The organism is Methylobacterium haplocladii, from assembly GCF_007992175.1.
Lineage (GTDB): Bacteria > Pseudomonadota > Alphaproteobacteria > Rhizobiales > Beijerinckiaceae > Methylobacterium > Methylobacterium haplocladii.
Genome location: NZ_BJZT01000019.1, coordinates 38,222 through 60,598 on the forward strand (window position 1 = coordinate 38,222; position 22,377 = coordinate 60,598).

Consider the following 22,377-nt stretch of genomic DNA (forward strand, 5'->3'; position numbering starts at 1 on the left):
CCGGGACGCCCGGGGCGGCATGGTCCGTGCAGGCCTTGGAGCGATGGCGCATCAGAAATGGACACTGACCGGCGTCAAGTTGCGCAATGCACTATACTGCAATAGATTTTATCGCACCGCACAAGTGCCTCGAATCGACTATGCGTTAGAGTTTTGTCGACGAAGAACGGATATCGGTATTTCTCGTATGGAACGACTTGCGCAGTCCAGGACTTATTGTGGAACGATCGATGAGGAGCTCGATATGTTCCTGGCGGAAGACGGACGGCCGCTCGCGCTGACTTGGCACTACACCCGCGAGGAAATGTTGGCTGACGGCGCCGTTCATCTTCTGGGTGTCGCGCTGGGCATCGCCGGAGCCGTCGCCCTCGTGGCAACCGCCACCCTCGCCCATCTCGGCTGGATGGAGCGGGCCTCGGTCCTGATCTACGCCGCAGCCCTCGTCTCGATGCTTGGCATCTCGGCTGCCTACAACATGTGGCCGGTCTCGCGCCGCAAGTGGATCTTGCGCCGGTTCGACCATGCCCTGATCTACCTGATGATCGCGGGCACCTATACGCCCCTCGTCGTCCTCGTCGGCAGCGGTCCGGTCGCCTGGGGCCTGCTCGCCGTGATCTGGACGGTGGCCGCGATCGGGATTGCGCTCAAGCTGCTGATGCCGGGCCGCTGGGATCGCGTCTCGATCGCCCTGTATCTCATGCTCGGCTGGAGCGGCGTGCTCGCCTACGAGTCGACCATTGCAGGCCTGTCACCGCCGGCCATGTGGATGCTGGCCATCGGCGGCTTGCTCTATTCTTTCGGCGTGGTCTTCCACGTCTGGCGCAGCCTCCCCTTCCAGAACGCGATCTGGCACGGCTTCGTCTTGGCGGCCGCGGCCTGTCACTACGGAACCGTCATCACGAGCGTGATGGCCGCCGGAAATTGATCGCTTCAGACCGACGCGTCGGCCGGATTGTCGGACGGTTCTTCGAGGCCCGCGGCCCTGACGACGTCGAGGCAGTACCGGCGCATGACCGGATCGGTGATTCCGACGAAGGCCCGGGTCAGTTCTTCGACGTCCGCCGCCGTCGCGCCATCCCTGGGCGCAGAGTTCGCGTGCTCCGCGAAGAAGGCCCCGACCGGCACGCCGAGCGTCAGTGCGAGGCGCTCGAGGACAAGCATGGAGCGGTGCATTTCGTTCGACCGCTCGACAATGGAAAACTGGTTTCCCAAATGCGATGTGTTCAAATCCAAGGCTTCACCGGGTTTCACTGATGATGTCATGGCCGGGATCGCTCCTGCCTCAGAGAGAGCGGCGGCATTACGGCCGGCGCTTACTTGCGAACAGCTTGTATGAACGATCGCAATCGGCTGGCAAGCCGTCGGACTGCGTATGACGACTACATCACCATTCGGCCGAATGTGCTGAAACGGACGTCGACGCGCTGCTGCCCGTATCGGTGGATACGCAATCCCGTCAGCTATTGCAGCGAATGCGGAATGGCCCGGTCATGACGGACCCGGAACTACGGATGCACCTGCGGCCCGAGACCCGCGGTCAGGCCGGCGCGGCTTCGCTGCCCTCGCCAAGGCAGTCGAGCGCACGCTCCAGCGCACCGACCGCATCGCGCAAATTGCGCACGGTGCGCTCGACCTCGATGGCAGGTCGGCCCATCAGGGCTGCACGCTCGGCCAGATCCTGGAGCCCGTCGAGCGTAGCGAACAGGTCGTCAGCTACCGAGATCACGTCGCAGCGAGCGCGCGCGGCGGGCGGTGCGGGACGGCGGAAGAGGACGACGTTGCTCATGAGGCGATTCTTCGCGAATTCGCCGCGGTTGCGCCATCCGCTGGCCGGCTTCCTCCACACGAATGCCGCGCTGCAATGGCTTCTGGGACGGTGTTCCGTGCGGGTTGGTAATCCCAGCGTGGCCGTTCGACATCAGATCCAAGCGAAACCGTTAGGAGACGGTTGAGGGTTGGTTGACGGGACGAGATCCGAGCCGCAGTCCGGGGGGCTGGCCGTTGGATGCGCACGACGACGATAGCGGCCCTCGTTCTTGCACGACCCTCGCCTGACGGCCAGCGACCTCCAGATCTTGTTAACGGGAATCCATCGATGCGCCTGACCTGCCTCCTCGCCGCCGCGCTCTCGGCCGTTGCCCTCGCCGGCTGCAGCAGCTCGGGCTCCGGTCCCAACGGCAGCGGGCTCGCCGAAAGCTTCAACGTCGACAACTACCGCCGTTCGAACGATACCAACGGGACGCAGACCCGGCCCGACGTGAACCGCCAGTTCACGCAGCCCTCCTTGCCGACGATCTCGAACCGCGGCTTCTGACCGGGGCGGCACGGGTCCGCACGGAAAACCTGATGAGTGTGTTTCCGATCGACGAGGGTTCGGGCGGCGCCGGGACCGGCTCCTACGCGTGCGGTCTGCTCACCCTGGCGAATGGCGAGGCACGCGGCGTCGAGGCCGTCGCAAGTCTGACCGCACGTGAGGACGCCACCCGCAGGAGCGCGGCGTCACAGCGCGTTCCCGGTTTTCTCGACACCCTGCGCGGCGCCCTGCCGGCCTCCACCCGCCTCTCGATGCCCGCACGTCTCGCGGTCTCGACCGTGCGCGCGGGGCTCGGCGTGATCGAGGAAGGGTTCGCGCCGGGAGGCGACGACCTCGAGATCGTCGAGGTCGCGTTCAGCGATGGAGCCTCGCTGGTCGCGAGGATGCCGGCGGAGCTGGTCGCGGCGATCCGTCATGACCGGGAGATCGCGCTCGGTGTCCTCGCCCGAAGCGGCCGCACCCAGATCGTTCCGGCAGAGGCTATGTCCGAGGCGGACGATTCGGCCGAGGCCCTGACTTCGATCTTCCGCTACGAGAAGCGAAACGGCCGCCTGCGCCGCGTCATCGAGGCGGGGCCGGACTCGAAGGACTGAGCTCGCTCAATTCTTCGCGACCGCCTCGGCGAAGGCGCTGAGCCGGTTGCGCGCATAGGTCGGCAGGCCGGCGCTGATCGAGGTGCCTGTGTTGAAGGACGAATTGCCCATCAGCACCTGCACTGGCAACAGGTTCTTGAGCACGGGCACCCGCGCATATTCCTGCTTGCGGTCGAGCACGTCGGCCTTCACGGCGAGCGCCATATAGGTCGTCACCACGGACTTGCCCGGGTCGTTCGGAGCCGGCTGGACGACAGCCAGGAACTTGCCGAAGCGCAGGATCTGGTTGACCCAGAAGATCGTCTGTTCGAGGCCCCCGGCGACAGGCGTTTCGATCCGCGTCAGCGTGCCGAGCCCCGCCGCCTCGCCCGCCGACAGCAGCCGCAGCTCGCTCTGGAAGGAGACGAATTCGGCGACCTTCTTCGTGGAGCCGAGTTCGAGCTTGTTGGCGAGTTTGACGCCGAGCGGCAGCTTGCCTTCGAGGTCGTAGCGCGATTCCAGGCAGACCGTGTTCGCGGCCTCGCACCAGGGCCGGTCGGGGCGGCGGGCGAAGGCGGCCGCCGGGTCCTTGGTCGGCGTCACCTCGGCCGGGTTGAGGGCCTTGTGGCGGATCGCGCCGTCCATCTTCGAGACGAAGTCGAGGGTGGCGTAGCGCGACAGGTCGATGGCGCCCGGGGGCTTGGCGACCACGAAGCGACCTTCCGCGACATAGACCTTCAGGGTCTCGTGGCGCTGTTTCGTGACGCCGTTGAGCGTCACGCTGTAATCGGGCTCGGCATAGCCGGGATAGGGCGCGAGCGCAGCCGCCTCGACCGGCCGGGTCTTGAGCCAGTCGGCATAGGCGATGAGCCCGCTCTCGGGGTTGGCCGAGGCCTTTTCGCGGTAATCCGTGAACAGGATCGTACCGGGCTTGAGGGTGGCGACGTCGGACGGCTCCAGGCTCGCCACGTCCTTCACGTTGGCCGCGGCTGCAGCCGGCTGAAGCTTGATGCCCTCCTGGGCCGTGGCCGCCAGCGTGGAGGCGAGGAACAGGGCCGCCGAAAGTCGTTTCAGCACGTGGTTTCCTTGTGGTTGGAAAATTGGCGGGTCCGAAGATCAATTCCTCACGTCGTCATTCCGGGGCCGCGATGCTGAACCTGGAATCCACGAGCGAGCACGACAGAACGATCGACCGGCAGCATCACGGGTAGGTTCCGGGTTCGCGCCTTTGGCGTGCCCCGGAATGACGGTGGAGGGGCCAAATGGCCGCCGAGCTGCCGTGATCGCTCATCAATAGCGTGGGTCTTCGCCGAACAGGTAGTCCGGGTCGCGGCGGCGCGGGCGCTGAACGGCCTCGCCGTCGTCTCCGAACGGAGAGGGCTGGGCCTGTCCGTAGCGGTTGCGGCCGGGCCAGTTCTGGTAGGGGTCGTAGCGTTGCGTGCGCCGGGCGGCGTAGGGGTCGCGCTCGTCGCTGCCGAATGGATCGAGCAGATCGCTGCCGCTGCGTCCTGGTCGGTAGCCGCCGGCGATGTCGGCGCCGTCCTCGGAATTGCCGAAGTCGCCGTCCTCGGAATCGGGCCGCATGGCGTACATCGTCTCGCGCGGGACGAGGTTGTACTGCGTGTCAGCCACCTGACCATTCTTCCGGCGGAAATGCTCAAGGAAGCCGCCGCCGGCGATGCGCTGGCCGCTGCGCGGATCGATCGGGATGTCGGCGATCTGTCCCGCGGCCTCGGGCGACGGCGGCGCGAGGGCCGTGCGCGGCACGCCGTTGGCCCAGGCCGCCTGGAAGATCGCCTTGGCGATCGGCACCGAGACGTGGCCGCCGGTCTGGCCGCGCCCGAGCGTCTTGCGGATGCCGTCGGCGTTGTCGTAGCCGACCCAGACCACCACCGTGATCTCGTTGGTGAAGCCCGCGAACCAGGCGTCGTTCTCGTTCTCAGAAGTGCCGGTCTTGCCGGCGACGTATTGCGAGATGCCCGAGAGCGCTGCGGCGGTGCCATGCTGGGTCACGCCCTGCAGCATGGTCTTGAGCTGATAGAAGGCGACCCGGTCGGCCGATCCGATCCGAACCGGCGGCTTCGCCGCCCGGGTGAAGACAAGCTTGCCGTCCTTCTCGACCGATTCCAGCGCGTAGGCGCTCGGGCGGCCGCCCTCATTGGCGATGGCGGCGTAGAAGCTCGCGAGGTCGATCATCCGCACCGGCTGCGCGCCGAGCACGAACGGATAGTAATTCTCGCACTCGGCGTAGAGCTGGGCTTCCAGCGCAATGTCGCAGACCCGCTTGAGGCTGGCCGGCGCCTTCTCCGCGATCCCGCCCTGAAGCAGGCGGGCGGTGACGAGGTTCTTGGAGAACTCGAGCCCGCGCCGCAGCGTCGTCGGGCCGGAGCCGCCGCCGTCGTAGTTCTTCGGCGACCAGGAATCGCCGGCGCCGCCGATCGGCGGCAGCGTGACGGGACTGTCCATCACCAGCGTGTTGGGCTGAAGGCCGGCATTGAGCGCGGCGAGGTAGGTCAGCGGCTTCAGCGTCGAGCCCGGCTGGCGCACGGTCTGCGTGACGCGGTTGAGCTGGCTCTGTGGGTAGGAAAAGCCCCCGGTCATCGCCAGGATTTTTCCGGTCTTGTTGTCGAGCACGATCGCCGCGCCCTGGACGGCCGGGCGGATGCGCAATTGAGCGCGGGGCGCGCGGGCGGCGGGATCGAGCAGCTTCACCCGCACGGCGTCGTAGAGCTGCAGCCGGCCTCGCGCCGCGCCCGCGTCGAGGGTCGCGACGCGCCCATCGGCAAGTCCGACCTTGGTGCCCGCCTTGCCGGTAGAAATCACCACCGCGAGTGGCCAATGCACGTCGTAGAGGACCGGGCGCGCCGCTTCGAGGGCGCGCTGCCAAGCGGGCTTTGGGCCGGTCGGCTTCGGCAGTAGCGGCTGCTTGAGGGCGGCCTTCTTGGCCGATGCCGGTTTCGGCTCGGAGACAGGAGCCGGCGCAGGTGGGAGCGCGACCTCCGTCGTCGGCGGCAGGGCCTCGAACTTCGTCACGGAGTCCGAAAGATTCATCTCCGGGCCGTCGTAGAAGACCCGACCGGTGCCGCGCTCGTAGGTGGCGAGACCCTCCTGAAGCGCGGTCTCGGTGGCCGTCTGCAGGCCGGCATTGACGGTAGAGCGAACGGTGTAGGAAGCGCTCGTCAGGGATTCGAGCCCGGCGAAGGTCCGCGCCTCGCGGCTGAGATGCTCGACGAAGTAGAATCCGGAATCGCGCCGTGCCGTCTCGACGGGCTTCGTACCGAGGTCGCTCTTCTGCGCCTCGACCAGCTGCTCCTCGGTGATCACCCCATCCTCCTTCATCCGGGACAGGACGTAGCCGCGGCGCTCGCGGGCGCGGTCGGGGTACTTGTCGGGGCTGTAGTAGTTCGGACCCTTGGGCAGGCCGGCGAGCAACGCAGCTTCGGGCACCGTGAGCGCGCCCACCGACTTCCCGAACCAGCTCCGCGCGGCCATCTCGATGCCGTAGGCGCCCCGTCCGAGATAGATGCCGTTGAGATAGAGCCCGAGGATCTGCGGCTTCGATTGGATCTGCTCCAGCCGCGCTGCGACGATCATCTCGCGGATCTTGCGCTCGTAGGTGACGTCGTCGCCCACCGACAGGTTCTTGACCACCTGCTGCGTGATCGTCGAGCCGCCGGCGGGACGGCCCGGCGCGGCGAGGTTGCCGATGAAGGCGCGGATCACGCCGCGTTCGTCGATGCCCTTGTGCTGGTAGAAGCGCTTGTCCTCGGCCGCCACGAAGGCCTTCTGGACCAATTCGGGGATCTCGGCGATCGGCACCACGCGCCGGCGGCCGTTCGCCTCGAAGGCCTCGGAATAGGGTTTTCCGGCGGCATCGAGGATGGTGCTGGCGCCGGGCAGCTTCATGTCCCGCAGCGCCTCGGCCGAGGGCAGCTCCTTGACGGCGTTGTTGTAGAACTCGATCACCGCCCGCGCCTCGAACGGGGACTTCTGCGGGTTCTCACCTTTGCAGAACTGCTTGTAGCTCGTGTTCAACTCGGCCAGATCGAGCCCGTGCAGGATCTTGGGGGCGTTGTCCCCGGCAACCGTGGTCGGATCCTCCATCGCCGTAGTGATGAGCTCGTCGAGGTTGATGTCCTCGATGTCGAAGGCTTTTCGCATGTGCGCGCAGCCATCGCGCAGGATCTGCACGACCTGAGCGCCATCTGTCGCGGGATCGAACTGCGTCTTGACCGCGTCCGGCCGCGTCGTGACCTGGCTGAGGGTCAGCGCGGTCGCGAACAGCTTGATCAGGATGACGTTCATCGGGCGGCAGGCACCGGGGCAAGGACGCGACGACGGGCGTGAAAAACGCTACGCCTGGTCGTCTGAATATGCGCTGCACAACGCGGCGGTTTTAGGATGATAGCGGCCGTCCGACAGAGCCTCGCTCAGAAGCTCAGCTTCATCCCCGCGACAAAACTCCGCGGCGCGCCGGCATAGACCGAGCCCGTCGTCGCCGCGAGCACGGCGGCTCCGTTCTGCAGTCCTGTCGCTGCGCCGATCGAATTGGCGAGCGGGTTGGCCGAGGCCACGTAGACCGTGTCGAAGACGTTGCGCACCTCGCCGTAGAGGTCGACCCGCTTGGCGTACCAGCCCGGTAGTAGGCTCGAATAGTGCACGTTCAGGTTCACGATCGCGAAGCCGGGCACCTTGAGCAGGTTCGCGTTGTCGAGGAAGTAGCCGTCCTGCACCACCGTCTCGGCGAAGGCGCCGAGCCCCGCGAGCGGCCCGCTCGGGACGTCGTAGCCGATGCGGGCGAGGAGCTGGTGGGCGGGCACGCCGGGAATGGCGTTGCCGGCCCGGTCGAAGCGCGCCGTGCGGGTGCCGGCGCTGAGCTGCTCGACGTAGTCCGTGTAGACCTGATCGTCGAAGGTGTAGGCGAGCGTCCCGCGCCAGCCCTCGGCGAAGGCATAGACCGCGCCCGCCTCGATGCCGCGATGCTCGGAGGCCGGGGCGTTGAAGGTGTAGTTGAGCAGTCCTGCGCCGGGCGATTGCGAGAGCAGCTCGTTGCGGAAGAATTCGTAGAAGCCGGTGAGGCTGACGCGTAAGCCCTCGACCGGGCTCCAGTCCGTGCCGAAGTCGAAACCGAGATTCTGCTGGGTCTTGAGATCGGTGTTGTTGCCCGGCAGGCCCGCGGAGGTGACGAACAGGTTGCTCGCGGCCGGCGTGGTGTATCCGGTGGCGACGCGGCCGCGGAAGGCGAGGTCCGTCGCCGGCCGCCAGACCAGCGCGAGTTCCGGCGCCAGGTTGAGAAAGCTCCGATCGGTAGAGGCGAGCGTGCGCGTCACCCCGGCCGCCGAGTACGCGTAGGCGAGGTTTCGCCCGGTGATCCAGCTGTTCTCGGCGCCGATGCCGAGGACGCCGGTCCAGGCTTCGGAGAGGGCGATCTCCGTGCGGGCGCGGCCGCCGAGGTTCGACTGCACCGCCTCCTGGTCGCCGATCAGCGCACCGAGCCGCGGGCCGCCATAGAGCGCGCGGTTGTAGGTCGAGATCCGCAGGTCGAGGGCGTTGTAGCCGAGCGCCACGTAGCTCACCGCCGGCAGGCCGAACCAGTCGCCGCGCCGGGTCAGGTCGGTCTGGACCGAATAGGACGGATAGGAGCCACGCGACGAGGTCGTGAAGAACGGCTGGTTGAAATTGCGCTCGTCGAAGCCGACCTGCGTGCGCCACGTCGTCTGAGCGTCGATGTCGTGTTCCCAGCGCCCGGCGATGACGGTGCGCCGGTCCTTGCGCTCCAATCCGCCCTCGGCGGCCGTCACCGGCACGATCGCCCCGAAAGCGCCGTTGCGAAAGAAGTTGAAGGTCGTGCATCCGGGAGCTGCCGTCGCCGCCGCCTCGCAGCCGCGCTGATAGGGGTTGATGCGGTACTGGTTGAGCGACGATCGCGCCGCGATGTCGGCCTGCAGGTCGTTGTTGATGACCTTCAAGGTGAAGCGGTTGTCGGGCGTCGGCGTGTAGCTCGCCAGCAGGTTGACCGTCTGCGTGTCGTAGGAGGAATGGCCCTGGTAGCCGTTGCCGCGCACGTCGCTGGCGAACAGGCTGATCTCCACCGGGCCGCTGGCGCCGCCGACGGTGAAATAGTTGCTGAGGTAGCCGAAGCTGCCGGCATCCGTGCCGATCTCGTAGCCGCCGATCTCGCGGCCGGTGCGCGTCCGGAAGGCGAGCGCACCACCGGTGGCATAGTTGCCGAACAGGGCCGATTGCGGCCCGCGGAACACGTCGATGCGGGAATAGGCGCGCGGGTCGACGAGATCGAAGCGAGAGGCGCCGTCCGGCTGGGTCAGCACGAAGCCGTCCTCCAGCACGACCATGTTCTTGGTGACGCCCGTCGAGCGGGCGTTGTTGCCGCGGATCGAGATGACCACGTCGCGGCCGCCATTGCCCTGCCGCACGGTCACGCCGGGGCTGTCGAGCAGCACCGAACCGATGCTGGTGGCCGGCCGGTTGGCGATGGCGCCCTCGCGGCCGATCGCCGTGACGATCTGGCCGACCGGGTTCTCGATGACGTGGGACGCGGAGCCCGCCGGAGAGGAGACGCCGAAGCCGCGGCCCTCGCCGGTGACCGAGACCTCCTCAAGGGTGACCTCACCGGCGTCTTCCGCGGCGGCGGGGTGGGCGGCGGCGAGGAGCACGAACGGAAGGGCGAGCGACAACGCAAGGGGCAAGGCCCCCGGCGAACGGGAAACACGCATGAAAAGGCTCGTCTGATCGGGAGGTGCGCGGCGCGCAGAAGCCTCCGGGGCGTCGGAAGGGGCGCGGATCAGGCGAGCGTGGGCGGTGCGCGGGGTTGCCCGGGGGGATGGTCGGGCGCGGAGAGCGGAGCCGGCGGCGGGATCGGCCAGGAGACGGCGCGCCAGATCCCGGCGGGCAGCGCGACGGAGGCGGCCGTCGTCGGAAGAGTGACCGCCGCAAGCCCGGCGGTGCAGAGCGCGCACAGGCTGCAGCCCGCATGCTGCGCCGGTTCGGCCGGGCCTGCCCGGTCGCCGGTCGACACCTTGCTGCAGATGACCGCGCCGGCCAGCGGATCGGCCGCGGCGCCGAGCATGCGCAGGCCCACCACGGGCGCGAGCGCCTGGAGCCAGAGGGCGAAGAGGATCAGTCCCGCCCCGATGATGCCGCGATGCGTCACAGGCCTCTCTTCGTCGATCCTGCGCGGATCGATCCCTCCTCGGATATGAGCGCCCGTTTCCGCACGCCAGCCCCTCCCGATCCCTCGATCGGTATCCGTTCGAGCGTGGCCTTGGCGCCACACGTCACCACGCGACGTCGGGTCATGTGAGCCAGGGGCCAGCGGGTGCATCGTCACGGCGATCCCGCTAAGGAGAACCGTAGCGCCGCCTACGGCGCGTAACGGATCGCATGCCGATGACGGGAACGCTTCGCGCCGGGATCATCCCGGTCACGCCCTTCCAGCAGAACTGCACGCTGATCTGGGACGACGCGACCAAGGTCGGCGCGGTGGTCGATCCGGGCGGCGACCTCGACCGGATCGAGGCCGCGATCCGAGAGCAGGGTCTCAAAATCGAAAAAATCCTGCTGACCCACGGCCATATCGACCATGCCGGCGGCGCGGCCGAACTCAAGGAGCGTCTCGGCGGCGTGCCGATCGAGGGGCCGCATCAGGCCGACCGCTTCCTGCTCGACCGCCTGCCGCAGACCGGGGCGGAATATGGCATAGCCGGCGCCCGCGAGGTCACGCCGGACCGCTGGCTCGACGAGGGCGATCAGGTCACCGTGTCCGGCCTGACCTTTGACATCCTGCACGCGCCCGGCCACTCCCCCGGTAGCGTCGTGTTCATGAGCCGCGACGCGCGTCTGGCACTCGTCGGCGACGTGGTCTTCCAGGGCTCGGTCGGCCGCACCGACCTGCCCGGCGGCAACCACGAGCAGCTGATCCGCGCGATCCTCGACAAGGTGCTCCCCCTCGGAGACGACGTCGCTTTCATCCCTGGCCACGGCCCGACGGGGACGCTCGGCCAGGAGCGGCAGTCGAACCCGTTTCTTCAGGGCTGACTTTTTCGGTTCGTTTCCTCGCTGCCATCTCCCCTGCCGGCCGGCGCGCGCAGTCGAAAATCGATGCATTCGCAAGGCGGAACGCCTATATCAGCCAGGCACAGGAATCGCAGGCGTGCGCCCGGCGCACCATCCTCACGTCGTCGGGCCAAAAGACCCTCGAGCGAACGCCTCGCCTGCTAGAGGAAGTTGATGTCCGACAACGAGAATTTTGAAAGCGCCGACGCGTACGGGGCTGAGTCGATCCGGGTGCTCAAGGGCCTCGACGCCGTGCGCAAACGGCCGGGCATGTATATCGGCGACACCGACGACGGCTCCGGCCTGCACCACATGGTCTACGAGGTCGTGGACAACGCCATCGACGAAGCGCTGGGCGGTCACGCCGATCTCGTCACCGTGACGCTCAACGCCGACGGTTCGGTGACGGTCTCGGACAATGGCCGCGGCATCCCGGTGGACATCCACAAGGAAGAGGGCGTCTCGGCGGCCGAGGTCATCATGACCCAGCTCCATGCCGGCGGTAAGTTCGACCAGAATTCTTACAAGGTCTCCGGCGGCCTGCACGGCGTCGGCGTCTCGGTCGTCAACGCTCTGTCGCAATGGCTGCGCCTGCGCATCTGGCGCAACGGCATGGAGCACACGATGGAATTCCGCCACGGCGATGCCGTGGCCCCGCTCGTCGCGGTCGGACCCGGCAACGGCCGGCGCGGCACCGAGGTCTCGTTCCTGGCCTCGACCGACACCTTCACCATGGTCGAGTTCGACTATGCCACGCTCGAGAAGCGGCTGCGCGAACTCGCCTTCCTGAACTCGGGCGTGCGCATCGTCCTCACCGATGCGCGTCATGCCGAGCACAAGCGCGAGGAGCTCTGCTACGAGGGCGGCGTCGAGGAGTTCGTGCGCTATCTCGACCGCTCGCGCAAACCGATCGACGGCGTCACCAAGCCCCTGATGGTGCGCGGCGAGCGCGACGGCATCCGGGTCGAGTGCGCCCTGTGGTGGAACGACTCGTTCAACGAGACCGTGCTGCCCTTCACCAACAACATCCCGCAGCGCGACGGCGGCACCCACATGGCGGGGTTTCGCGCTGCGCTGACGCGGCAGCTGACCGGCTACGCGGAGTCCTCGGGCGTCGCCAAGCGCGAGAAAGTCGCTCTCACGGGCGACGATTGCCGCGAGGGCCTGACCGCGATCGTCTCGGTTCAGGTGCCGGACCCGAAATTCTCGTCGCAGACCAAGGACAAGCTGGTCTCGTCAGAAGTGCGCCCGGCGGTGGAGAACATCCTCAACCAGGGCCTCTCGAACTGGCTGGAGGAGAACCCGTCGCAGGCCAAGTCCGTGATGGCCAAGGTCGTGCTTGCAGCGGCCGCGCGCGAGGCGGCGCGCAAGGCGCGCGAGACCATCACCCGCAAGGGCGCCCTCGACATCGCCTCGCTACCCGGCAAGCTCGCCGATTGCCAAGAGCGCGATCCGTCGAAATGCGAGATCCTGCTGGTGGAGGGCGATTCCGCCGGCGGCTCGGCCAAGCAAGGCCGCGACCGCACCTTCCAGGCGGTTCTCCCGCTGCGCGGCAAGATTCTGAACGTCGAGCGCGTGCGCGCCGACCGGATGCTGTCTTCGGCCGAGATCGGCACGCTGATCACGGCGCTCGGCGCCGGCATCGGACGATCGAGCACGGACCGCGAAGGCTTCAACGCCGAGAAGCTGCGCTACCACCGCATCATCATCATGACGGATGCCGATGTCGACGGCTCGCACATCCGTACACTGCTGCTGACGTTCTTCTTCCGCCAGATGCCCGAGTTGATCGAGCGCGGTCACCTCTACATCGCACAGCCGCCCCTCTACAAAGCCGAGCGCGGGCGCAAGATCATCTATCTCAAGGACGAGCGTGCGCTTGAGGACTACCTGATCGATCAGGGCGTCGAGGGTGCTGTTCTGCGCCTCGCCTCGGGCACGGAGTTCGGCGGCGAGCAACTCAAGGTGCTGGTCGAGGAAGCCCGTGCCTTCCGCGGCGTCGTGCAGGGGCTGCACACGCGCTACGACCGCTCGGTCGTCGAGCAGACCGTGCTGAGCGGTGCCCTCTCGCCGGAGATTGCCGAGAATGTCGGCGAGGCCGAGGCCCTGGCCGATGTCGTCGCCAAGCGCCTCGACCGGATCGCCGAAGACATCGAGCGCGGCTGGGTCGGCGAGGCCAGCGAAGGCGGCTACGCCTTCAGCCGGACCCTGCGCGGTGTGCGGCAGGTCTCGACCCTCGACGCCTCGCTGATCGCCTCGCAGGAAGCCAGGCGCCTGCATGCGCGCTCGCCGAACCTGCGCGAGATCTACGACGAGCCGGTGGTGCTGGCCCGCAAGGGCGACGAGGAGGTCCTGCACGGACCCGTCGGCCTGTTCGAGACGATCATGGCCTTCGGCCGCAAGGGCCTCCAGCTCCAGCGCTACAAGGGCCTGGGCGAGATGAACCCGCACCAGCTCTTCGAGACCACCCTCGACCGCGAGACGCGCTCGCTGCTCCAGGTGAAGGTCAAGGACACCCAGGACGCCGACGACCTGTTCGTGAAGCTCATGGGCGACATCGTTGAGCCGCGCCGCGAATTCATTCAGGAGAACGCGCTGAACGTGGCCAACCTCGACGTGTGAGTTCGTGGCGACTGCTTCGGTCAACCGCCAACGACGTGTGCAGATCTGAAACTGTCGTCAGCATATAGCTACACTGGCCAGCGTCTTCTGGCGCTGTAGCGGGTTTGTGAATGGCGTCTTACGCTGACAACCGTGATCGGCGCGCCGGTCACGAGCCTCAGCCCGGGGCAAGTCCCAGGATCGCCCCCAGCGGCACGATCAGCGTGGCGCCGACGTAAAAACCGTCCTTCGGGCGGTTGGCCGTGTAGGGATTCCAATACGAGTTGCCGTCGACGAGGTACTGCGCCACCGGTTCGAAGAACACGCCCCTGCCGAGGGCCAGATGCGCGTTCGCCTCGAAGACGAGTTTGTCTCGGGAATAGGGTGCGCCGCTACCACCGGAGATGCGGTTGGCGTCCGACAGGAACTGCGCATAATCCGGCGCGATGCGCTGCCAATTGACCTTGATGCCGTAGCGGTCGAGCGGCCGCGAAGGGTCTGGCGACTGCAGGGTCAGGCCGGCAAAGGCGTTCCAGCGGATGGGGATGGTCGGGTCGGGGGCGTAGGCGAGGCTGGTATAGGCCTGGACCGAGGTCGGGTTCAGGTTGCCGCCATCGGTCCCGCCATCGGCACGCCAGACCACCTGGGAGGCGGTGAGGATCACGCCCGAGGTGCCGGAGCGCTGCAGCACTGGATCGGCGGGATTGAGCGCCTTCGAGCGGCCTGAGACCGTCTTGAGGTTATCCTCGTGGTCGGCAGTGTTGTAGAAGCCGGTCAGGGCGACGCGGCCCGGATAGGCTTGGCTCGCGAAGGTCGTGGACCGCCCGATCTCGGCGAGGACCAGGGCACCGTCGAGGGGTTCGCTGCCCCAATCGTAGCCGGAGAAGAAGTTGGCACGGCTCGTCACCGCGAAGGCACCGGCCTGGATGTAGTCCTCGGGCGATATCTTGTAGGCGAGGTTGCCGCCCCAGACTCCATAGAGCGGCGAGGTGACGCCGGCATTGAGTTGTAAGATGTCCTGGAAGCAACTGACGCTCGATTGGCAAGGCGGCAGGGCATAGTAGCGGTTCGGGTGCGTCCGCCCGACCTCGATGGCGAAGCGATCGTCGAACAGGCGTTGCTGGTAGGTCAGGATCGAGAGCCGGGCGAAGTCGCGGTTGAAGGTCGGCTGGTAGCCCACCGTCGAGTCGCCGACGTCGCCGTCCATGTTGCGGTTGTTCCAGCGCAAACCGAAGAAGGTCTGCGTGGCGTGAATCCAGCCGCCCTCGATGCCGGCGATGGTGTTCAGGTCCGCATCGAGGCTGAGCAGAAAGTAGGTCGAGTTCGAGAGCTGGCCCGGCCGCAATCCCGCGCTCGGGTTCGAGAAGAAGTACTCGTAGACGTTGACGTCGAAGCTCAGACCCGCCGTTGCGAGGGAAGCTGCGGATGGCCCAAGCGGCCCGTGCCATTTCACGGTTCCATCCGGCGCCGTACCGATCGCACCCGGATCGGTGCGGGGACCGGCCTCGCCGGTGAAGCTCTCGACGGCGCTCGGAGACTGAGCCCATGCGGCATCGATCGCCGGCGGCAGGACGCAGGCGACGCAACCGCCCAGGAGGACAGCCCCCAGGCGACGGCCGCTCTTCCGGATTGGAACGATGGGGTATGCGACGTCGGTCATGAAGTCTCATGTCGTGACTTACGGGCATGCGGGCGCAACCGGGCCGGGATTCCGATCGTAAAGGCGGCGCATTTTTGGTACGATTACGAGTAAAACGATAGACTATAGAGCCAAAATAACGTGATCTTCCGAGATATGTCCTCGATGATGAGGATTTTTTTAGTTATTTTATCTTAACTGTGCTGATTTATTGGATAAAATACGGTCTGCGTCAATGAATTACGATCCTGTATTCACCGTCGATCCCGGAAGAAGCTTTCGCGCGGCATGTCGGCGGGAGAAGCCGTTCATCGGCGCGGTCGAGGCGCAGGGGCGCGAAGCCCCTGGGCTCGGTCATCGGTAAACGCCGCCTGCACCGCTTCGGTGCCGAGGACGCCGTTCGCGATACCGGGGCTGCTGGCGCGAGCCGAAGCCTTTCACGACAGCTCGGCTCCGCACCCGCGATGACCGTGGGCGGGTCGGATCCCCGCGTTACGGCGCTTATCCCCAGAATAAATGAGCTTTCCCGACCCCATCGCCGCCCTCGGCAAGGCGGCCTATGAGGGGCTCGCAGGAAGCTTGACTCCACTCGGCAGGAGAGTCGTTATGGGAACAAATCAGGAACATTTATGACCGCGGCGCAACTCACCACTCTGTCCGCATTGCGTCGTGCCGTCTCGGCCATCGAGCCGGATGCGACGGTGCGCGCGACCGATCGCTTTCCGCTCGGCCTGGCCTCGCTCGATACCTGGCTCGGCGGTGGGCTCGCCCACGGCGCGCTGCACGAGGTCTATGCCGACCGCGTGACGGATGCCGCGGCGGCGGCCGGGTTCGGGCTCGGCGTGGCTGCGCGAGCGGCGGCGGGACGTCCGGTGGTCTGGGCGCGACAGGATCTCGTCGGCCTTGAGACGGGTCAGCTTCACGGTGCGGGTCTCGCCGCCTTCGGTCTCGATCCGGCGGGGCTGATCCTGGTGCGGGCGCGCGATCCGACCGCTGCCCTGAGGGCGGTGGCCGAGGCGGTCCGTTGTGCCGCCGTCGGCGCGGCCCTCGTCGAGATCTGGGGCGATCCGCGGGTCTTGGACCTCAAGGCGAGCCGGCGGCTGGCGCTGGCGGCGGGGGCCTCGGGCGTGACCCTGGTGATGATCCGGCTCCAGGCCGAGCCGGCGCCGAGCGCGGCGGCGAGCCGCTGGGGCGTCGCAGCCTCGGCCTCGGTGCCGCTGGAAGCAAACGCCCCCGGCCGCCCGGCCTTCGCGGCCTCCCTGCTGCGCCATCGCTCCGGGCTCGGCCAACGCAACTGGAGGTTGGAGTGGGACCGTGACAGCGCATCCTTCGCATCCGCGTCGCTACCTCGCCCTGTGGTTTCCGTTCCTGCCCATCGACCGGTTGCGGCGGAAACCGGCGTGCTCTGGCGTCGCGCAGGATGAGCCCCTCGTGCTCACACAGTCTCTCAAAGGCGCCCTGCGTCTCGCGGCCGTGAGCCGGGAGGCGCTGGCGCTCGGCCTGAAGCCGGGCCTGACACTCGCCGACGCCCGCGCCCGCATACCGACCCTCGCGGCGGCCGAGCACGACCCGGTGGCCGACGCGGCCCTGCTCGGCCGCATGGCCGAGGCCTGCGACCGCTGGACGCCTCTCGTCGCCCGCGAGTCCGACGACGGCCTCGTCCTCGACGTGACCGGCTGCGCGCATCTCTTCGGCGGCGAGGCCGCCCTGCGGGAGCGGATCGTCTCCGCCTTCCGTCGGCGCGGCATCTCGACCCGCGGGACGCTCGCGGGAACGCCGGATGCCGCCCGCGCGCTCGCCCGATACGGACAGGTCGAGGTCGTGCCGCCGGGCGAGGAAGCGACGCCGATCCGCTCCCTGCCGGTGGCCGCCCTAGGCCTTCCGGAGGCCGATCGCGCGGCCCTCGCCCTCGCCGGGCTCAAGCGCATCGCCGACATCGCCGACCTGCCGAGCCGCTCCCTCGCGGCCCGGTTCGGCGAGGACCTGACGCGGCGGCTGCGGCGGGTGCTCGGCCGGGAGGATCGGCGCATCACCCCGCTGCGGCTAGCGCCGGCCTGCTACGTCGAACAGCGCTTCATGGAACCTATCTCTCATGCCGAGGCAATCGAGCGGACTCTGCGCGACCTGATCGTGCGGGCCGCGCTCTTGCTCGAAACCGCCGGCCGGGGCGGCCGGGTCTTCGAGGCGAGCTTTTTCCGCACCGATGGCGAGGTCCGGCGCATCGCCGTCGAGACCGGCCGGCCCTCTCGGGAGCCGGCCGCGATCCTGCGCCTGCTGCACGAACGGCTCGATTCCTTGGCGGATCCCCTCGACCCCGGCTACGGATTCGACCTGATCCGCCTTGGCGTGCCGGTCGCCGAGCCGCTGGCACCGGTTCAGGTGAGCCTCGACGGCGAGACGGTGGGCGACGGTGAGGTCTCCGATCTCGTCGACCGCCTCGTGGCGCGCTTCGGTTCCGCGCGCGTGGTCCGCTTCGTCCCGGTCGACACCCACGACCCGGTGCGCGCCGCGCGTCTGGTCCCGGCTTCAGCGCCCCCTGGCCGGTCGACGGACTCGCCCATGACCGAACCGGGCGAGCCTCCCTTGCGCCCCCTCCAGCTGTTCGAGCCGCCGCAGCCGATCGAGACGCTGGCCGAGGTGCCGGACGGGCCGCCGGTCCGCTTCCGCTGGCGGCACGTGCTGCATCGGGTGGTGCGGGCGGAGGGGCCGGAGCGCATCTCCGCCGAGTGGTGGCGCGCGCGCGAAGAACCGACGCGCGACTACTTTCGCGTGGAGGACGCGGACGGCCGCCGCTTCTGGCTGTTTCGCGCCGGGCTCTACGGCAGCGAGACCGACCGGCCGCGCTGGTACCTGCACGGCCTGTTCGCGTGATTTCGCGATCGGATGGTCTCGCATCGACCGTCGTGGCCCTCTCCCCGCTTGCGGGGAGAGGGGGAACGCGGCGTGATCGATCGCGGCCGGCATGATCGAGCAGGACAATGCCGAGCCGCCCCTGCCGCCGGCCTATGCGGAACTGGTGGCGGCGACGAATTTCTCGTTCCTGCGCGGGGCCTCGCAGCCGCAGGACATGGTGCTGACCGCCCTGCTGCTGGGCCAGTCCGGCATCGGCATCGCCGACCGCAACACCGTGGCCGGGGTGGTGCGCGCCCATCGCGCCCTGAAAGAGCTGCGCGCGGAGGGGATACCGCTTCCCGAGAAGCTGCGCGACGGCTCCGGACCCGGCGAGTTCGTCTTCGTCGAGCATCCCCTAGCCCCGGAGACCGTGGTCTCGCAGGAGGCGATCAAGCGGCAGGCCGCGGCGTTCAAGCTCGCCGTCGGCACGCGGCTCGTGTTTTCCGACGGAGCGCCGGACGTCGTCGCCTACCCGACCGACCGCGCGGGCTGGGGCCGCCTCTGCCGGCTCCTCACCCTCGGCAACCGCCGTGCGGCGAAGGGCCGGTGCATCCTGCATCTTGACGATCTCCTGACCGATTCGGAGGGGCTGCTGCTGATCGTGATGCCCCCACGCCGGGCGGACGGCCTCGCCGCGGCGCTCGGGCGGGTCGGGGAGGCCGCACCGGGGGCCGTCTGGCTCGGCGTCGCCATGCACCGGCGCGGCGACGACCTGCGCCGGCTCGCCCGCCACCAGTTGCTGTCGCGCGAGACGGGCGTCCCACTGCTTGCCGTGAACGACGCGCTCTACGACACGCCCGCCGCGCGCGACCTGCAGGACGTGCTCACCTGCATCCGCGAGGGCGCGACCGTCGAGACGGCCGGACGCCGGCTGGAGGCCAATGCCGAGCGGCATCTGAAGACGCCGCAAGAGATGGCGCGGCTGCTCCAGGACGCGCCCGAGGCGATCGCAGCGACGCAGGACGTGCTCGACCGCATCGATTTCACGCTGTCCGCGCTGAAATACGATTATCCCGACGAAACCGTGCCGCCGGGCTGGACCCCGCAGGGCTGGCTCGAATCGCAGACCTGGCGCTGCGCCGCGGTCCGCTATCCCGACGCCATCCCCGAGAAGGTCGGAACGGCGTTGCGCGAAGAGCTCACCCTCATCGCCAAGCTCGACTACGCTCGCTACTTCCTGACGATCCTCGACATCGTGCGGGTCGCCGAGGACAAGGGCATCCTCTGCCAGGGGCGCGGCTCGGCGGCGAACTCCGCCGTCTGCTACGTCCTCGGCATCACCTCCGTCGACCCGGCCGAGAACGAGCTGCTTTTCGCCCGCTTCATCTCGGAGGAGCGCCGCGAGCCGCCCGACATCGACGTCGATTTCGAGCATGAGCGCCGCGAAGAGATCATCCAGCACATCTATGCCCGCTACGGGCGCCACCGGGCCGGCATCGCCGCGACAGTGATCAGCTACCGGCCGCGCAGCGCCATGCGCGAAGTCGGCAAGGCCTTGGGCCTCACCGAGGACGTCACCGCCCGGCTGTCCTCGACCCAGTGGGGCAGTTGGGGCAGCCATATCCGTGACGACCATATCCGCCAGACCGGGCTCGACCCCGAGAACCCGTCGATCCGCCGGGCCGTCGCCCTCGCGCGGCGGCTGCTCGGGTTTCCGCGCCACCTCTCGCAGCATGTCGGCGGCTTCGTACTGACCCGCGGCCGCCTCGACGAGACCGTACCGGTCGGCAATGCGGCCATGAAGGAGCGCACCTTCATCGAGTGGGACAAGGACGACATCGACGAACTCGGCCTGATGAAGGTCGACGTGCTCGCGCTCGGGATGCTGACCTGCATCCGCAAGGCGTTCGATCTGCTGCGCGAGAATGATGTCGGCGACTTCGACCTTGCGGCCATCCCGAAGGACGATCCGGCTACCTACGCCATGCTGCGGCGAGCGGATTCGCTCGGCGTCTTCCAGGTCGAGAGCCGCGCGCAGATGAACATGCTGCCGCGCCTCAAGCCCGAAAAATTCTACGACCTCGTGATCCAGGTGGCGATCGTCAGGCCCGGGCCGATCCAGGGCGACATGGTGCACCCCTACCTGCGCCGCCGAGCCGGCCTGGAGCCGGTGACCTACCCCTCACCGGCCCCCGGACAGGGTGAGGCGGACGAACTCTATCAGGTGCTCAACCGGACCAAGGGCGTGCCGCTGTTCCAGGAGCAGGCGATGCGGCTCGCCATGGTCGCGGCGAAGTTCACGGACGTCGAGGCGAACCAGCTGCGCCGGGCCATGGCGACCTTCCGCAACGTCGGCACGATCGGCGGCTTCGAAAGGCTGATGGTCGAGCGCATGGTGGCACGGGGCTACGAGCGCGCCTTCGCGCAGCGCTGCTTCGAGCAGATCAAGGGGTTCGGCTCCTACGGCTTTCCCGAGAGCCACGCCGCCTCCTTCGCCAAGCTCGTCTACGTCTCGTCTTGGATCAAATGCCACCACCCTGCGGTGTTCGCCTGCGCGCTCTTGAATTCGCAGCCGATGGGCTTCTACGCCCCGGCGCAGATCGTGCGGGACGCCCAGGAGCACGGCGTCGCGGTGCGCCCGGTCGACGTCAATCACAGCCATCGCGACAACACCCTGGAGCGCGGCCCGCACGGCGCGCTCGCCCTGCGCATCGGCTTCCGGCAAGTCGGCGGCCTCGGCGAGGCGGAAGGCGAGTGCGTGACCGCAGCCCGTGGGTCGGGCTTTACGGATGTCGAGGAACTGGCCGCGCGCACGCGCCTCTCGGGACGAGCGCTGCGGCTGCTGGCCGAGGCGGACGCGTTCCGCTCCCTCGGGCTCGACCGGCGCGCCGCCCTCTGGGCCGTGCGACGCCTGCCGGACGATGCCCCTCTGCCGCTCTTCGCCGCTGCGGAGGCCCGCGAACTCGGCCCCGAGCCGGCGGTGCTCCTGCCGGAAATGGGCTTCGGCGCCCATGTGGCGGCCGACTACCAGTCGACCCGGCTGTCGCTGAAGGGCCACCCGATGCAGATTCTGCGGCCGATCTTCGACGCCGAACGAGTCGTGACCTGCGCCGGACTCGCCGCGCTGCCCGATGGTACCTTCTGCAGGAACGCCGGCGTGGTGCTGGTTCGCCAGCGCCCCGGCGCGGGCAACGCCATCTTCATCACGCTCGAGGACGAGACCGGCATCACCAACGTCGTGCTGTGGGCGCGCACCTTCGAGCGCTTCCGCCGCGACGTGATGGCGGCGCGCCTGCTGCTGGTCGAGGGCCGCGTGCAGAAGAGCCCGGAGGGTGTGGTTCACCTGATGGCCGAGCGCCTGTCAGACCGCAGCGGCGAACTCAAGCGCCTGTCGGAGGAGCGCGACGTCACCATCGCCCTGAGCCGGGCCGACGAGTTCACACACCCCCAGCAGCCGCGCGGGCCGCACAACCATCCGCGCAATGTCCGAATCCTGCCGAAGTCGCGGGATCTTCACTGAGTGGAATCATCACTCCAAAAGAAAAAGCCCCGGAATCCGGGGCTCTTCTCGCGACCGTTCGGGCTGGGGGGCTCAGACGGCGATGCGCTCTTCGACCTCGTTGGGCTCACGCAGCACGTAGCCGCGGCCCCAGACGGTCTCGATGTAGTTCTTGCCCTGCGAAGCGTTCGCGAGCTTCTTGCGCAGCTTGCAGATGAACACGTCGATGATCTTGAGCTCGGGCTCGTCCATGCCGCCGTAGAGATGGTTGAGGAACATCTCCTTGGTGAGCGTCGTGCCCTTCCGGAGCGAGAGCAGCTCCAGCATCTGGTACTCCTTGCCGGTGAGATGCACGCGGCTGCCGGAGACTTCGACCGTCTTCTGGTCGAGGTTGACGATGAGATCCCCGGTCGTGATGACCGACTGGGCGTGGCCCTTCGAGCGACGCACGATGGCGTGGATGCGGGCGACCAGCTCGTCCTTGTGGAAGGGCTTGGTGAGGTAATCGTCGGCGCCGAAGCCGAGGCCCTTCACCTTGTCCTCGATGCCGGCCATGCCCGACAGGATCAGGATCGGCGTCTTGACCTTCGCCACCCGCAGGTTGCGCAGAACCTCGTAGCCCGACATGTCGGGCAGGTTCAGGTCGAGCAGGATGATGTCGTAATCGTAGAGCTTGCCGAGGTCGACGCCCTCTTCTCCGAGGTCCGTCGTATAGGTGTTGAAGTTTTCGGACTTGAGCATCAACTCGATGCTCTGCGCCGTGGCGCCATCGTCCTCGATAAGAAGTACGCGCATCGTCGGTCCCCAGCCCGGCCGGCCGTCTAAGGCGGGCGGGCATGCGCCCGCC

At 67.9% G+C, this 22,377-nt stretch carries 16 protein-coding genes; 8 read left to right on the forward strand and 8 right to left on the reverse strand.

What is annotated here, in order from left to right; translation table 11 throughout:
• Positions 1-244: 244 nt before the first annotated feature.
• Positions 245-925, forward strand: a complete 681-nt coding sequence (gene trhA, locus MHA02_RS09955; protein ID WP_147078485.1) for a PAQR family membrane homeostasis protein TrhA — start codon at positions 245-247, stop codon at positions 923-925.
• 5 nt (positions 926-930) lie between these two features.
• Here trhA and MHA02_RS09960 read toward each other — a convergent pair whose 3' ends face one another.
• Together MHA02_RS09960 and MHA02_RS09965 are read right to left on the reverse strand one after the other, a co-directional pair.
• The gene (locus MHA02_RS09960) at positions 931-1,263 is read right to left on the reverse strand and encodes a hypothetical protein (RefSeq protein ID WP_147078486.1); all 333 of its coding nucleotides are present in this window, start codon (positions 1,261-1,263) and stop codon (positions 931-933) included.
• Between the two features lie 274 nt (positions 1,264-1,537).
• Positions 1,538-1,786, reverse strand: a complete 249-nt coding sequence (locus MHA02_RS09965; protein ID WP_147078487.1) for a hypothetical protein — start codon at positions 1,784-1,786, stop codon at positions 1,538-1,540.
• 309 nt (positions 1,787-2,095) lie between these two features.
• On the opposite strand from MHA02_RS09965, the gene MHA02_RS09970 reads away from it, so the two are divergent.
• Together MHA02_RS09970 and MHA02_RS09975 are read left to right on the forward strand one after the other, a co-directional pair.
• Positions 2,096-2,314, forward strand: a complete 219-nt coding sequence (locus MHA02_RS09970; RefSeq protein ID WP_147078488.1) for a hypothetical protein — start codon at positions 2,096-2,098, stop codon at positions 2,312-2,314.
• A gap of 32 nt (positions 2,315-2,346) precedes the next feature.
• Complete coding sequence (locus tag MHA02_RS09975; RefSeq protein WP_147078489.1) at positions 2,347-2,907, forward strand: hypothetical protein; 561 nt, start codon at positions 2,347-2,349, stop codon at positions 2,905-2,907.
• 6 nt (positions 2,908-2,913) lie between these two features.
• Here the strand turns inward: MHA02_RS09975 and MHA02_RS09980 are convergent, their stop codons facing one another.
• From MHA02_RS09980 to MHA02_RS09995, 4 genes are all read right to left on the reverse strand, one after another.
• Positions 2,914-3,960 (reverse strand): hypothetical protein, encoded by a 1,047-nt coding sequence (locus MHA02_RS09980; RefSeq protein ID WP_373318400.1) that lies wholly within the window; start codon positions 3,958-3,960, stop codon positions 2,914-2,916.
• A gap of 216 nt (positions 3,961-4,176) precedes the next feature.
• Positions 4,177-7,191, reverse strand: a complete 3,015-nt coding sequence (locus tag MHA02_RS09985; RefSeq protein WP_147078491.1) for a penicillin-binding protein 1A — start codon at positions 7,189-7,191, stop codon at positions 4,177-4,179.
• A 125-nt stretch (positions 7,192-7,316) separates the two neighbouring features.
• Positions 7,317-9,620, reverse strand: a complete 2,304-nt coding sequence (locus tag MHA02_RS09990) for a TonB-dependent receptor family protein (protein ID WP_147078492.1) — start codon at positions 9,618-9,620, stop codon at positions 7,317-7,319.
• A gap of 68 nt (positions 9,621-9,688) precedes the next feature.
• Complete coding sequence (locus tag MHA02_RS09995) at positions 9,689-10,057, reverse strand: DUF2946 family protein (RefSeq protein WP_170249155.1); 369 nt, start codon at positions 10,055-10,057, stop codon at positions 9,689-9,691.
• A 236-nt stretch (positions 10,058-10,293) separates the two neighbouring features.
• Here MHA02_RS09995 and MHA02_RS10000 point away from each other — a divergent pair, with 236 nt between their 5' ends.
• The gene (locus MHA02_RS10000; protein ID WP_147078494.1) at positions 10,294-10,941 is read left to right on the forward strand and encodes an MBL fold metallo-hydrolase; all 648 of its coding nucleotides are present in this window, start codon (positions 10,294-10,296) and stop codon (positions 10,939-10,941) included.
• Between the two features lie 192 nt (positions 10,942-11,133).
• Positions 11,134-13,581 carry a DNA topoisomerase (ATP-hydrolyzing) subunit B gene (gyrB, locus tag MHA02_RS10005; protein WP_147078495.1) on the forward strand — a complete coding sequence of 816 codons (2,448 nt, stop codon included), beginning with the start codon at positions 11,134-11,136 and terminating at the stop codon, positions 13,579-13,581.
• Positions 13,582-13,738: 157 nt separating this feature from the next.
• Here gyrB and MHA02_RS10010 read toward each other — a convergent pair whose 3' ends face one another.
• Positions 13,739-15,220, reverse strand: a complete 1,482-nt coding sequence (locus tag MHA02_RS10010) for a carbohydrate porin (protein WP_147078496.1) — start codon at positions 15,218-15,220, stop codon at positions 13,739-13,741.
• 608 nt (positions 15,221-15,828) lie between these two features.
• Here MHA02_RS10010 and MHA02_RS10015 point away from each other — a divergent pair.
• The 3 genes from MHA02_RS10015 to MHA02_RS10025 all read left to right on the forward strand — a co-directional run bounded on the left by MHA02_RS10015 (position 15,829) and on the right by MHA02_RS10025 (position 21,551).
• Positions 15,829-16,623 (forward strand): ImuA family protein, encoded by a 795-nt coding sequence (locus MHA02_RS10015; protein ID WP_147078497.1) that lies wholly within the window; start codon positions 15,829-15,831, stop codon positions 16,621-16,623.
• A 7-nt stretch (positions 16,624-16,630) separates the two neighbouring features.
• Positions 16,631-18,070 (forward strand): Y-family DNA polymerase, encoded by a 1,440-nt coding sequence (locus tag MHA02_RS10020; protein ID WP_238180482.1) that lies wholly within the window; start codon positions 16,631-16,633, stop codon positions 18,068-18,070.
• A 91-nt stretch (positions 18,071-18,161) separates the two neighbouring features.
• Entirely contained in the window at positions 18,162-21,551 is a 3,390-nt protein-coding gene (locus MHA02_RS10025) for an error-prone DNA polymerase (protein ID WP_147078499.1), read from the forward strand.
• A 72-nt stretch (positions 21,552-21,623) separates the two neighbouring features.
• Here MHA02_RS10025 and ctrA read toward each other — a convergent pair whose 3' ends face one another.
• Positions 21,624-22,325: a response regulator transcription factor CtrA gene (ctrA, locus tag MHA02_RS10030; RefSeq protein WP_147078500.1), complete on the reverse strand. Its 702-nt coding sequence runs from the start codon at positions 22,323-22,325 to the stop codon at positions 21,624-21,626.
• Between the last annotated feature and the right edge of the window lie 52 nt (positions 22,326-22,377).

Coding starts and splice junctions, on each gene's coding strand:
- MHA02_RS09970 (WP_147078488.1), top strand. CDS start 2,096: ATGCGCCTGACCTGCCTCCTCGCCGCCGCGCTCTCGGCCGTTGCCCTC.
- MHA02_RS09985 (WP_147078491.1), bottom strand. CDS start 7,191: ATGAACGTCATCCTGATCAAGCTGTTCGCGACCGCGCTGACCCTCAGC.
- ctrA (WP_147078500.1), bottom strand. CDS start 22,325: ATGCGCGTACTTCTTATCGAGGACGATGGCGCCACGGCGCAGAGCATC.
- MHA02_RS10015 (WP_147078497.1), top strand. CDS start 15,829: ATGACCGCGGCGCAACTCACCACTCTGTCCGCATTGCGTCGTGCCGTC.
- MHA02_RS09960 (WP_147078486.1), bottom strand. CDS start 1,263: ATGACATCATCAGTGAAACCCGGTGAAGCCTTGGATTTGAACACATCG.
- MHA02_RS10025 (WP_147078499.1), top strand. CDS start 18,162: ATGATCGAGCAGGACAATGCCGAGCCGCCCCTGCCGCCGGCCTATGCG.
- trhA (WP_147078485.1), top strand. CDS start 245: ATGTTCCTGGCGGAAGACGGACGGCCGCTCGCGCTGACTTGGCACTAC.
- MHA02_RS09965 (WP_147078487.1), bottom strand. CDS start 1,786: ATGAGCAACGTCGTCCTCTTCCGCCGTCCCGCACCGCCCGCCGCGCGC.
- gyrB (WP_147078495.1), top strand. CDS start 11,134: ATGTCCGACAACGAGAATTTTGAAAGCGCCGACGCGTACGGGGCTGAG.
- MHA02_RS09990 (WP_147078492.1), bottom strand. CDS start 9,620: ATGCGTGTTTCCCGTTCGCCGGGGGCCTTGCCCCTTGCGTTGTCGCTC.
- MHA02_RS10010 (WP_147078496.1), bottom strand. CDS start 15,220: ATGACCGACGTCGCATACCCCATCGTTCCAATCCGGAAGAGCGGCCGT.
- MHA02_RS10000 (WP_147078494.1), top strand. CDS start 10,294: ATGACGGGAACGCTTCGCGCCGGGATCATCCCGGTCACGCCCTTCCAG.
- MHA02_RS09975 (WP_147078489.1), top strand. CDS start 2,347: ATGAGTGTGTTTCCGATCGACGAGGGTTCGGGCGGCGCCGGGACCGGC.